Source organism: Sphingobacterium sp. DR205 (genome assembly GCF_011064245.1).
In the GTDB taxonomy this organism is placed as follows: domain Bacteria; phylum Bacteroidota; class Bacteroidia; order Sphingobacteriales; family Sphingobacteriaceae; genus Sphingobacterium; species Sphingobacterium athyrii.
The window spans coordinates 1,037,711-1,050,829 of sequence record NZ_CP049333.1 but is presented as its reverse complement, the minus strand read 5'-3'; the positions used below and the strand labels follow the sequence as shown (position 1 = coordinate 1,050,829).

General features: G+C 40.7%; 12 protein-coding genes. 11 read left to right on the top strand and 1 reads right to left on the bottom strand.

Going from position 1 to position 13,119, the window contains the following annotated elements; genetic code table 11:
• The first annotated feature begins 51 nt into the window (after window positions 1–51).
• The 11 genes from G6053_RS04355 (at window position 52) to G6053_RS04305 (ending at window position 12,501) form a co-directional block, all read left to right on the top strand.
• Window positions 52–843 carry a lysophospholipid acyltransferase family protein gene (locus tag G6053_RS04355; protein WP_108635924.1) on the top strand — a complete coding sequence of 264 codons (792 nt, stop codon included), beginning with the start codon at window positions 52–54 and terminating at the stop codon, window positions 841–843.
• Complete coding sequence (locus G6053_RS04350; RefSeq protein WP_108635925.1) at window positions 825–1,583, top strand: ABC transporter ATP-binding protein; 759 nt, start codon at window positions 825–827, stop codon at window positions 1,581–1,583. Before G6053_RS04355 ends, G6053_RS04350 begins: the two co-directional genes overlap by 19 nt.
• Before the next feature lie 122 nt (window positions 1,584–1,705).
• Complete coding sequence (locus tag G6053_RS04345) at window positions 1,706–1,927, top strand: DUF2795 domain-containing protein (RefSeq protein ID WP_028072584.1); 222 nt, start codon at window positions 1,706–1,708, stop codon at window positions 1,925–1,927.
• Window positions 1,928–2,007: 80 nt separating this feature from the next.
• Entirely contained in the window at window positions 2,008–2,475 is a 468-nt protein-coding gene (locus G6053_RS04340) for a hypothetical protein (RefSeq protein WP_146191115.1), read from the top strand.
• A 391-nt stretch (window positions 2,476–2,866) separates the two neighbouring features.
• A complete protein-coding gene (gene trpD, locus G6053_RS04335; protein ID WP_108635927.1) occupies window positions 2,867–3,856 on the top strand; it encodes an anthranilate phosphoribosyltransferase in 990 nt (329 codons plus the stop codon).
• A gap of 1 nt (window position 3,857) precedes the next feature.
• Window positions 3,858–4,484: a phosphoribosylanthranilate isomerase gene (locus G6053_RS04330; protein WP_165305653.1), complete on the top strand. Its 627-nt coding sequence runs from the start codon at window positions 3,858–3,860 to the stop codon at window positions 4,482–4,484.
• Window positions 4,481–5,665: a tryptophan synthase subunit beta gene (gene trpB, locus G6053_RS04325; protein WP_108635929.1), complete on the top strand. Its 1,185-nt coding sequence runs from the start codon at window positions 4,481–4,483 to the stop codon at window positions 5,663–5,665. The genes G6053_RS04330 and trpB overlap by 4 nt, the downstream gene beginning before the upstream one ends.
• A gap of 3 nt (window positions 5,666–5,668) precedes the next feature.
• Window positions 5,669–6,430, top strand: a complete 762-nt coding sequence (gene trpA / locus G6053_RS04320) for a tryptophan synthase subunit alpha (protein WP_108635930.1) — start codon at window positions 5,669–5,671, stop codon at window positions 6,428–6,430.
• A gap of 145 nt (window positions 6,431–6,575) precedes the next feature.
• A complete protein-coding gene (locus G6053_RS04315; RefSeq protein WP_165305652.1) occupies window positions 6,576–9,041 on the top strand; it encodes a phospholipase C, phosphocholine-specific in 2,466 nt (821 codons plus the stop codon).
• Between the two features lie 344 nt (window positions 9,042–9,385).
• On the top strand, window positions 9,386–9,805 hold the full coding sequence (locus tag G6053_RS04310) for a hypothetical protein (protein WP_165305651.1): 420 nt from the start codon (window positions 9,386–9,388) through the stop codon (window positions 9,803–9,805).
• Between the two features lie 107 nt (window positions 9,806–9,912).
• Window positions 9,913–12,501: a TonB-dependent receptor gene (locus G6053_RS04305; RefSeq protein WP_241254922.1), complete on the top strand. Its 2,589-nt coding sequence runs from the start codon at window positions 9,913–9,915 to the stop codon at window positions 12,499–12,501.
• Window positions 12,502–12,540: 39 nt separating this feature from the next.
• On the opposite strand, the gene G6053_RS04300 is transcribed toward G6053_RS04305, so the two are convergent.
• Entirely contained in the window at window positions 12,541–13,119 is a 579-nt protein-coding gene (locus G6053_RS04300; RefSeq protein WP_108635938.1) for a Maf family protein, read from the bottom strand.

The following is a 13,119-nucleotide window of genomic DNA, read 5'->3' as shown; positions in this document are numbered from 1 at the left end:
ATTAATTATCCATTTTCTTTTTTTACTTTAGGTCAAAATTAGTTGAATTGTATGGTTCTATTGCTCAAAAAACTCCATCGTTACTGGTATTTTATTAGCGTTCTACTTGTTTTCATCGTATTATTCCCCTATATCTATTTCTTGGCCCGGGATCCAAAAAAGAACTATGCTCGGATTGCGCGTATGCGACGTTGGGTATCCATAGGGGGATCAGCATTGGCAGGTGTATTTTTTAAAGTCACCTATGAATCAAAAATGGACTGGAACAGACCGATGGTACTTTGTCCCAACCATACCTCAGTGCTTGATATCACAGCGCTAACCTACCTATGTCCTGTCCCGTTTTCATTTATCGGGAAGGCCTCTCTTCTTAAAAATCCCGTAACCCGTATTTTTTTCAAAACCATAGACATTCCTGTCACACGGAGGAGTAAAGTATCTTCATTTAAGGCATTTCAACGTGCCAACGAACTTGTCCAAAATGGCCGCAGTGTCGTCATTTTTCCGGAAGGAAAAATAGATGACGGATTTCCTCCTCAGATACATGCGTTTAAGTCTGGGGCCTTTCGTATTGCGGCACAAAACGATGTGCCAGTAGTCCCCATTATCATTGAAAACGCCTGGGATATCTTTTTTGATGATGGCGCCAAAAGGGGATCCCATCCGGGGATTGTCAGGGTCCATGTTTTTTCACCTATTGAAACAAAAGACTTTGACGACAACAATGCCGCAGACTTGGAGAAAATTGTTTATGACAAAATGCATTCCTATTGGATTATGAAGAATAAATCGTATTTTCATCAACCAGAGAACGTCCAAAAAATATGTCAGGAAAGATATTAATCGAAATCAAGGATATTGCTCGTGAATACCAAATAGGCTCAGAGACAATCCATGCACTCAGCTCAGTAACGCTCAATATTCATAAAGGAGAATTTGTAGCACTTATGGGGCCTTCAGGATCCGGAAAATCCACGTTAATGAATATCCTGGGTTGCTTGGATACCCCCAGTAGAGGTGAATATATCCTGAATGGGATTAATGTAAGTGACATGTCGGAAGACGAGTTAGCTGAAGTAAGAAATAAGGAGATCGGCTTTGTATTTCAAACATTTAATCTCCTTCCTAAAAGCACTGCATTGGAGAATGTGGCACTCCCTTTAATCTATGCAGGATACAATAAAGCCAAGCGTGAAGAAAAAGCTACGGGCGCATTGGAAAGTGTTGGACTAGGACACCGTATGGACCACAGACCCAATGAGCTTTCAGGGGGACAACGTCAGCGGGTGGCTGTAGCCCGGGCCCTGATTAATGATCCCTCGATTATATTAGCCGATGAACCAACGGGAAATCTTGATACAAAGACATCCATTGAAATCATGGGTTTGCTCGAGGAGATTCATTCCAAAGGAAATACCATTATTCTAGTCACTCACGAAGAAGATATTGCGCTACATGCTCATCGCATTGTACGCATGCGCGATGGTCTAATTGAAAACGATTACCCCAACGCTGACATTAAGTCCGTGTCACCACGGCTAAGTGCCTTAAATGAAAAAGGGAGCGACTTTGAGAATATTTAAAAATATTATTTCATTATAAATCAAACACTTATATTATTGACACAAAAATAACAGTTGATTTACTTGTTTAAGTTAAATTAAATGATAGTTTTGCGAAAATAGAGAACTTAAATTGTTTTTATATGTATTGGACATTAGAATTAGCTTCGCATCTAGAAGATGCACCGTGGCCAGCAACAAAAGATGAATTAATCGATTACGCTATTCGTTCGGGTGCACCAGTTGAGGTGATTGAAAACTTACAATCTCTTGAGGATGATGGTGAGCCATATGAAAATATTGAAGAAATTTGGCCCGATTATCCAACAAAAGATGATTTCTTCTTCAATGAAGATGAATATTAGCAAATAAAAAACGCCTTTAGTCAAAAGGCGTTTTTTTTTCAGAAAATTAATCCATTGTCATGAAGTTCAGTCTTACGCTTATGAAGATAAAACTAAATCTATTGTTGTTAACGTTCATAAGCTGTATGCTATCTATTTCTCTGTTCGCTCAGGAAAATCCTGCAGCGACAGAAAATATTGCTGTGTTAAGAAAATTCGTCCATCGTCTAAATGATCCCGATCTGGCGACTGACATCATTTTAAGTCAGGATATATTAACGGCAAAAAACCTCGATGAAGACCAACAGGAGTATCTTTTGGCCAGCATAGACGAAATCCGAATCAATGTACAAAGCAAAGATATTCGTCAATTAGAATATATCAATTTTATAGCAGCTGGCCGGAAAGAAACCTACGATATTGATCTGGAAGGAATAGATCCGCAACAAGTATATTTCGTGAGGTATCTCAAGCGTTTTGTTTTTGCCGCTGTTATTCGGGACAAAAAAATTGCCTCCTTTACCTTGGTCTCCAAAGGAAACAATAAAGCACATTTTGTATTCTATTAATCTTTCATATGTGTTATACTCTTCGTTTTTTCAGGCAATCTTATCTTTTTAAAATCCCCGTCTTAGTTTGCCGTTGATCATCCTATTCCAATATGGAAAAGCACAATACACTTGACTTATTTCAGGATTTCACTCGGCTGGACTTATGAGCCATCTTAAGCTTAGACTGCTTTCTTAAAAATTTTTCAATAAAAACACTTGCATTTTAGAATTCTATCAACCATATTTGTAATAACAAAAACGGAAATGATAATAACTGTATTAAATAAGGCTTGGTGGTGGCACAACGAATAACGTTGTGGCAAACACCTATTGCATTATTTGATATATACATCAAGATATGATGGGCTTGCCTGAATAAGGTAAGCCCTTTTTTATTTAAAAAAATATTATGAAAGAAATTTTAGCCCATTTATTTGAATACAAGACCTTTTCGCGGCAAGAAGCTTACGAGATTTTGACGAACATTGCCAAAGGTAAATATGATAGTCATCAGATCGCCGCTTTTATGACAGCTTATGGTATGCGCAGTATTCGGGTGGAAGAACTTGGCGGATTTCGAGATGCCATGTACGATCTGTGCCTCAAGCTGGATTTTGATGGCTATGACTTGATCGACTTATGTGGTACTGGCGGTGATGGTAAAAATACGTTTAATATTTCTACCATTGCTTCCTTTGTGACAGCTGGCGCAGGTTATCAGGTTGCAAAACATGGCAATATAGGTGTATCATCGAGCTGCGGCTCCTCCAACGTAATGGAGTATTTAGGGTATCAATTCAGTAATGACAAAACCGAGTTACAGCGACAGCTTGATGAAGCTAATATCTGCTTCCTCCACGCGCCGCTGTTTCACCCGGCTATGAAAACAGTGGCCCCTATACGCCGCGCATTGGGTGTGAAAACATTCTTTAATATGTTGGGACCATTAACAAATCCGGCCAACCCGAGGTTTCAATCTGTCGGTGTATTTAGCTTAGAACTTGCCCGGCTTTACGGCTATCTATACCAAAATACAAACAAACAATATTCTATTATCCATGCACTGGACGGTTATGACGAGATATCGATGACCGGAGATTTCAAGGTTATCAACAATCAGGGTGAAAACTATTATAATATGGAGGAGTTAGGTTTCACTCCTGTTCTTCCACAGGAATTAGCCGGTGGTGACAGCATCGCCGAAGCAGCCCAGACCTTCTTGTCCATCTTGAACAACACGGGCACAGATGTGCAGAACAATGTTGTTTTGACAAATGCGGCATTTGCCATAAAAACATTTCATCCTGAAAAATCTTTTGGCGACTGTTTCTATGAAGCAGAGGAATCACTTATGACAGGAAAGGCGCTCACAAGTTTCAAAAAAATAATAAAGCGATAAGATGGCAATCAAGATAAAAGTTTGTGGCATGAAGCACCCCGACAATATCGTTGGAGTGACCGCCCTTGCTGTTGACTACATCGGTTTTATATTTTATGAGAAATCCAAACGTTTTGTTGGCGATGCTAATCAAGACTATATCAAAGGCCTCAAAGGTATTATAAAGGTTGGTGTTTTTGTCAATGCGAACCTTACCGAGGTGCATCGTAAAATAGAAGAGTTCGACTTAGATGCAGTTCAATTGCATGGCAATGAAAGTCCTCAATTCTGTGCAGAACTTAAGCAATGTACACCAGTGACCGTGATCAAAGCTTTTGGTATAGACCCGCATTTTGACTGGTCAGTATTGGATGCTTATGTGGGGGTAATTGATTATTTTTTATTTGATACCAAAAGTAATTCCCACGGTGGTACCGGTCTACAATTTGACTGGTCTTTGCTCCATCAGTATAAACTTGATTGTCCCTATTTCCTCAGTGGCGGATTAAATGCGAACAATATTAAAGACGCTTTACAAGCAAATGATCCCAGGTTATATGCCTTGGATCTCAATTCAAAATTTGAAGTAGAACCAGGATTAAAAGATATTGATCTTTTGGCCCACAGCATAAATAGTATTAAGAAATGAGTATATATCAAGTCAATGAAAAAGGGTATTATGGTCCATTTGGTGGTGCCTATATCCCCGAAATGCTCTATCCCAATGTAAAAGAGCTACGTGAAGAATATCTCAAGATAATCGAAGAGAAAAGTTTTCAGGAGGAATTTAACCAACTACTCAGTGACTATGTAGGACGCCCCTCCCCATTGTATCATGCAAAACGACTGTCTGAAAAATATGGCACAACGATTTATCTCAAACGGGAAGATCTCAATCATACAGGTGCACATAAGATCAACAATACCATCGGACAGATTCTATTGGCCGAACGTCTCGGAAAAAAACGCATTATTGCAGAAACAGGTGCTGGACAACATGGTGTAGCTACAGCTACTGTTTGCGCATTAAAGGGGATACAATGTGCCGTCTATATGGGAGAAATTGACATTCAAAGACAGGCACCTAATGTTGCGCGAATGAAAATGATGGGTGCGGAAGTCATTGCCGCAACATCTGGTTCAAAAACACTCAAAGATGCGACAAATGAAGCTTTGCGCGATTGGATCAATAATCCTGTCGATACGCATTACATTATCGGCTCTGTCGTAGGTCCACACCCTTATCCCGATATGGTTGCCCGATTTCAATCCATTATCTCCGAGGAAACGAAAAAGCAGCTGTTAACAAAAACAGGGAAAGAGAATCCGGATATCGTACTCGCCTGTGTCGGTGGCGGATCCAATGCTGCAGGAATGTTCTATCACTTTCTCGACGATGAAGCTGTACAGTTATATGCCGTAGAAGCGGCGGGACATGGCGTTGATTCCGGTGAATCTGCAGCCACTACAGCCCTAGGAAAAGAGGGTGTTTTGCATGGTAGCCGATCCATATTAATGCAAACCGATGACGGTCAAGTAACTGAACCTTATTCAATCTCTGCCGGTCTTGATTATCCCGGTATCGGCCCACAACACGCTTGGCTGTTTAAATCTGGAAGAGGAAAATACGTTAGTATAACAGATGATGAAGCTATGCGTGCAGGATTGGAACTCACTCGACTAGAAGGTATCATTCCCGCGATCGAAAGTTCACATGCACTTGCCTATTTGGGTAAAATCCCTTTCAAAGGTGATGAAACCGTTGTGGTTTGTTTATCAGGGCGCGGCGATAAGGATCTCGATAACTATATGAAATACTTTGATTTTTAAAGCATGACTACAATTGAAAAAAAAGAAGGCAAACCCCTTCTATCGATATATTTTACAGCTGGGTATCCGGAGTTGGATAGTACTGTCCGCATCGCTAAAAAATTGGAAGAAGCCGGTGCTGACTTTCTGGAAATCGGCTTTCCATATTCCGATCCTGTCGCGGACGGACCTGTCATTCAACACAGTTCGGAAGTTGCCCTGGCAAACGGAATGACTGTCAAAAAATTATTTGATCAATTACGCGAGCTACGAAACCAGGTACAGATTCCAGTCTTTCTGATGGGCTATGTCAATCCCGTGATCCAATTCGGCGTAGAAAAATTTTGTGAAGAATGCAAAAATGTCGGTGTAAATGGCGTTATTATACCCGATCTACCGATGTACGAATACGAGGATCTTTATAAGGATACTTTTGAAAAAAACGGTATTGCAAATATCTTCATCGTTACACCGCAGACCTCAACAGAGCGCATCCGGAAAATAGACAGTCTATCCAATAGTTTTATCTACTTATTATCCTCCAATGCAACAACCGGAAAAACGCTGGATGTAAGTGAAGATACCAATGCTTATTTCAAGCGGATTCATGATCTTCAGTTGAAAAACCCCTTGATCGTTGGATTCGGAATTTCAAACAAAGAAGCTTTTCAGAAAGCAAGTCAACATACTGCCGGAGCAATTATAGGCAGTGCATTTGTAAAAAGACTCGGGGAAAAAGATTATATGGATCAGATCCCTGACTTTATAAAATCAATAAAAGGGTAAAAATCGCTTCAATGAGGTAAACGAGCGTTCAGCAGAAGGTAACAATTCTTTCACTGAACGCTTATTTATTTTATAATCAGATTGTAAAAACCAATATTTGAAAAAATAAACATTTCGCTATATGACTAACCGAATAAACTAACATATGGATACTAGAAGAGATTTTTTAAAAAAGGCAGCTATGCTTGCCGGGGGAGCATCACTTTCCCAAGTGCTCCCAGCGGCTATCGCAAAGGCTATGGCTATTGATCCGGCTCTAGGTAGCACATTTTATGATGCTGAACATGTGGTTCTGTTGATGCAGGAAAACCGGTCTTTTGACCATGCTTTTGGTACGCTACGGGGTGTCCGCGGCTTCAATGACCCGAGAGCCATCCGTCAACCAAACAATCACAAAGTATGGTTACAGACACAAAAAAACGGGGAAACATACGCTCCTTTCCGACTGGACATTAAAGATTCAAAAATCACATGGATGGGTTGTCTTCCACACAATTGGACCGACCAGACCGATGCGCGAAACAACGGAAAGATGGATAAATGGCTAGATGTCAAACATTCCGGATTTAAGGAATTTGCAGATCTGCCCCTGACCATGGGCCATTATACACGGGAAGATATCCCATTCTACTATTCACTCGCGGATTCTTTTACCATCTGCGACCAGCATTTCTGTTCCAGTATCACTGGTACAAATCCCAACAGACTTTATTTTTGGACAGCTAATATCCGGGAAAACCTGAATGGAAAAGCATTGGTATGGAATGGCGATTCTGAATTTAGCGGCAAAGCAAACTGGAAGACTTTCCCAGAGCGACTTTCAGCGCTGGGTGTAGACTGGAAAATATATCAAAATGAGATTTCCTCAAGCAGTGCGGGATACAGTGGTGAGGCCAATAGCTGGTTGGCGAATTTTGGCTGCAACCCGATGGAATATTTCCCTCAATACCAAGTCAAATATAGTTCCCGATACAGGGAGCTCCTCACAAGGAAAAAAGAGGAACTTGACAAAAAAATAGCTTCAACAACGGCAAAAGATACGCTTGAAAAGCTGCATAAGGAACATGCACATATAAACGAAGAACTGCAACAATACAGCGCAGAAAATTTCGAAAAGCTTGATGAACGTACCAAAGATATCCATCGCCGTGCTTTCGTCAATAACAGTGCGCAGCCCGGTTACATGGAACTCGAAACCATGCACTATCAGGAAGGTGATCAGCAACGGGAACTGCAGATCCCAAAGGGCGATGTGTTATATCAGTTCAGAAAAGATGTCACTGAAGGTAAACTACCAACGGTATCCTGGCTTGCACCGCCACAACTTTTCTCAGATCATCCCGATTCGCCTTGGTTTGGTGCTTGGTATGTCAGTGAAATCATGGATATCCTCACACAAAATCCCGAAGTCTGGAAAAAGACAATCTTTATTCTTACCTATGATGAGAATGATGGTTATTTTGATCATTTCGCGCCCTTTTCAGCCCCAAACCCTTATGAAGCAGAGAGCGGTAAAGTATCCTCAGGCATAGATCCCAAATTGGAATTTGTCCGTCGTGACGAACAATATTACCCAGAAAGTGGGAGAGAAAGCAATATAGGTCTGGGATATCGTGTCCCTTTGATTATTGCTTCGCCCTGGACAAGGGGTGGATGGGTAAATTCTCAGGTATTTGATCATACTTCGAGTTTACAGTTTTTGGAAAAATTTATTAGCCATAAAGTCCATAAAGAAGCCAAGGAAACCAATATAAGCAGCTGGCGGCGTACAGTTTGTGGAGACCTCACCTCTGTCTTTAGGCCTTACCATGGGGAAATCATCAAAAAACCGCTGGTATTGGAACGTCAGCTTTTTATCAAAGAGATCCACCAGGCAAAATTTAAAGGACTCCCAATGGGATTCAAAGCACTGTCACCTGCGGAGATCGAACAGATTGAAAAGAACCCCGCACTCTCCCCCTATTTTCCAAAGCAAGAAGAAGGACTTCGTGACTCCTGTACTCTTCCGTATGAGCTGTATGTACATGGCGAATACCTACCTGAAGGAAAGTATCAGCTGACGTTTGAAGCGGCTAATACGATGTTCGGTGCGCGTTCTGCAGGTTCACCTTTTACGGTATACCATCGCAGGTCTTATAAGGGCGAAATCGGCACCTCCCGTAACTATGCCGTATCTCCGGGGGATCAGATCTCGGACAGCTGGTCTATCCATGCATTTGACAAGGAAATGTTTCAACTTGACGTACATGGTCCTAATGGGTTCTATCGTATGTTTAAAGGTGATACGCAACGCCCAAACATTCAAGTTCGCTGCACCTACGAGAAAAGTAGGGATGAGCGGTCATTTACAGGTCGTCTTTCCTTCACTTGTATAAATCAAGATAGCAAAAGCCATCGTCTTTTGCTTGAAGACATCAGCTATGGTGGAGATAGAAAGGAATTCGAACTCAAGGCCGGAGCGTCAACAACAGTGTTATTCGACCTTTCCAAACAAAGCTTTTGGTATGATTTCCGTGTCAGCTGTAAGAATGACAGTGTATTTGAAGAACAATACGCAGGTCGTATAGAAGCTGGAAAAAGTGGAAAAAGCGATCCGCTATTAAGCCGATAACAACTGAAACGGGGTTATTTTGAGAAAGAGATAACCTCGTTTATCAGTTATTTATCAAGAAAATACATGATCAATCTAAAATCAACTCGTTTAAGCCATAATTACTTAGCAAAGCCCCCATCACTATTATTCTTGTATACGACGAATAACGTGATAGAATCCTTTATATAGTAAAACTGCGCCAACAATCAAAAAAACAGCTAATAAATATAAACTGATGGAGTTAATAAATAATAGACACATCATAACGGTAATTTTTGGTTTTTTATTTCTTATGTTCAAGTTATAACATTTATCCAAAATATTACAAAAAAAAAATACAAATTTTCTCTACTTTTGTTGCGATGAGGAAAATTGCATTGTTTATCGGCTTGTTTTTTTATTTGCTTGCGGCAAGTGGTGCAACTTTACACTTTCATTTTTGTCAGGGTGAGGCGCAAAGTGTTTCATTAGGCCAAAATCAAACGGCTCATTGTCCACTATGTGCTAAGTCGGATAAAAAGCAGCAAAATCACTGCCATCAAGAAGGCAGTTGTAAAGATGTCGTTATTGCTGCTCAAAAGGTCGATGACTTTAACAGATTATCACAAACCCTTAATTTCAATAGTTTCTCTCCGGCAATTGTTACACTGCATTGGATATATAATTATTATCAATTTCCTACCGATGAGGACGATTCATCGAAATTAAGTGCTAATCAGAACACCGTAATAAAAAGGTACAGTCCCGCTGTATTTATTCTAAATCAGAGTTTCAGAATTTGATTCTTTTCTTTTTTTTGATTTTTAATCAAAATAACTGTCGATGATTCTACCTTCGACCTTACATGCTATGCGCGATTTTTTTCAGGCCGTACATTATCAAATAAACTATGAATCAAATTTTAAAAAAAATATATACAACGACTCTTTTATTCTTGTTTGCCCTGGCATTCGTGCAGGCGCAAAGCGATAGTAGCCGAACGCTTACCGTAGCTGGCAACTGTGCCATGTGCAAAAAGAGGATTGAAACCGCTGCGAAACTACCTGGTGTTGAAAGCGCCGTATGGAATACAAGCGATAATTTGCTACATCTTAAATACAATGCTCAAAAAATTGAACTGGAAACCATCAAAAAGAATATTGCACTGGTCGGACATGATGTCGAGAACTTGATTGCAAGCGAGGAATCCTATGCAAAACTCCATGAGTGCTGTATGTATCCAAGACTGGAAAACGGAAAAGTTCCCGAAAAGAAAGTGGTTTCTACAGAAGATGGGCACCATGATCATCCCCATATCGTCACAGGTGTTGTTGTCGAAGAAAATGAAAAAGGAGATCTAAAACCTATCGTTGGTGCCAATTTACATTGGGCGAATTTACCGACCAAAAATACCAGAAGTAATGAAAACGGTGTATTTAAGCTTGAGCACAAAGAGGGTTTTGACAAATTAGTCGTCAGTTATGTCGGGATGAAATCCGATACAATCACCATCAAAGACCTGCATGAGGTCGTCATGATCACTGCGAAGGGAAATGTACTCATGGAAGTCGAAGTCAAAGGAACACGTCGGTCGAATTACATTGACCGGATGACACCAGCTCGACTGGAAGTTCTCACAGGAAAAGAATTATTTAAAGCTGCATGTTGTGATTTAAGTGAAAGCTTTGAGACCAACGCTTCAGTGGATGTCATTAGTGCAGACGCGGTAACCGGCAGTAAACAGATTCAAATGCTGGGTCTTAGTGGTATATATACACAATTGACGGTAGAAAACTTGCCTGGACCACGTGGTTTGGCCTCACCATTAGGACTTAATTCCATTGCCGGTACCTGGATTGAATCCATTCAAATCGCCAAAGGAGTGGGCTCTGTGGCTAATGGCTATGAAAGTATGGCCGGTCAGATCAATGTCGAGCTGAAAAAGCCACAAAATTCTGAAAGACTATTTTTTAATGCCTATGCAAATAACATGGGACGTACCGATGTGAATTTAAATCTATCTCAAAAAATAGGTCAACATTGGTCTACATCGGTGTTATTACACGACAACTTTATGTATAATAAGTCCATGAACTTTAGCCACAATGGATTTAGGGATGTGCCCGTTGGCAATCTTTTCTCCGGAGTAAACCGTTGGTTGTATGAGAATGGCAAAGGTCTGATGGTTCAGTTTGGTGTCAAGTATTTAAATGACGATCGTACTGGCGGGCAAATAGATTTTGACAAAAAAACAGATAAGGGCACGACGAATCGTTATGGACTTGGTTTCGATATTGAACGGGTTGAAGGTTTTGCCAAAATAGGCTATGTATTTCCCGAAAACAAACACCGAAGCATTGGCCTTCAATTGGCTGGTTCCAACTATAATCAAAAAAGTTATTTCGGGTTAAAAAATTACAACTCCGAACAGCAAAATGGTTATGCCAACCTATTATTTCAGGATATTATAGGTACCGTAGCCCATAAATACCGTGTGGGCGCCTCCATCAATTACGATAACTACGATGAATGGTATTTAACCGATCAAAATTTCAAACGCAAAGAAGTCGTTTCAGGTGCATTTGCAGAATATACCTTCAGTCCATCTGAAAAATTTGATGCGGTAGTCGGACTGCGCCAGGACTATAATTCATTATATGGCTGGTTCACTACGCCGCGGTTGAATGTACGCTATGCTCCTATTGCTGGAACGACATTCCGCGCAAGTTCAGGTAGGGGTCAACGCACCGCCAATATTTTTGCTGAAAATACGGCGGTGTTAGCAAGCAGCAGGAGATTGATCATTCAATCTCAGGATATCTACAATAAAGCTTATGGTTTGCAACCAGAGGTATCTTGGAATACAGGGATCGCGGTAGACCAAAATATGCGCATCTTTGGAAGGGAAGCCTCCGCCTCCATTGAATTCTTTCATAACAGCTTTTCCAATCAGGTGGTGGTCGACTACGAAAATCCAAGAGAAATCAGTTTTTACAACTTAACCGGAAAATCATTCTCAAATAGTTTACAGACAGAATTTCGGTTTATGCCAGCGCCACATTTTGAAACACGATTGGCTTACCGTCTATTGGATGTCCAGACCGACTTTCAGAGTGGAAGAAAAACAAAACCATTGTTGGCAAAACACCGTGGTTTCGTCAATTTAGCCTATAATCATCATTCCGGATGGAGCTTAGATTATACCTTGAATGTGGTCGGACCGAAACGTATCCCTTCAACCATGGATAATCCAGTTGAATACCAGATGCCGACCGAATCAAAAACGTACGCAACGATGAACGCACAGATCAGCAAAACTTTTGGAAAAGATAAAAACTTTACCGTATATGTCGGTGGTGAAAACCTGTCCAATTATTTCCAGAAAACACCCATCCTTGCGGCGGACCAACCTTTCGGAAACTATTTTGATACCTCCATGTTATGGGGACCTTTAACAGGGCGCATGTTTTATACAGGCGTTCGATATTTCATAAAATAGAATAATTTTAACATAAAAAAAGCGGCTTGGCCGCTTTTTTTATGTTAACTTCTTCAATTCTTGATATAATCGCGCCGTCGGAAGTCCCACTACATTATTATATTCACCTTCGATCTTCTCGATAGCAATTAAACCGATCCATTCTTGAATACCGTAAGATCCAGCTTTATCAAGCGGTGAAAAATGAGTAACATAATAATCAATTTCTTCTCGATCCAATACGTGGAAATGCACTGTTGTCGTTTCGACAAAGGATTGCACGACACCCTGCCAACGTATTGCTACCGCGGTAATGACCACATGTTTATTTCCAGATAGGTCTGCCAAAGTCTGCTTAGCTTCCGCTGCATTCTTCGGTTTACCTAAAATCTCACCTACGGCCGAGACAACAACGGTGTCAGCACAGATTACCAAGCCATCTGTTTTATCTGCAAAAGCCTGTACTTTTTGCAGTGCAATCTGACGAACAGCTTCACTGGCAGAAAGACTCGGATCAACATATTCATCCGTCTCCCGCACCTCTACTTCAAAGGTAATGCCCAATCCCGATAAGAGCTGCTTGCGTCTCGGAGACTGGGACCCCAGGATAACTGTTTTGTTCTTTAAATTTTCTAACAT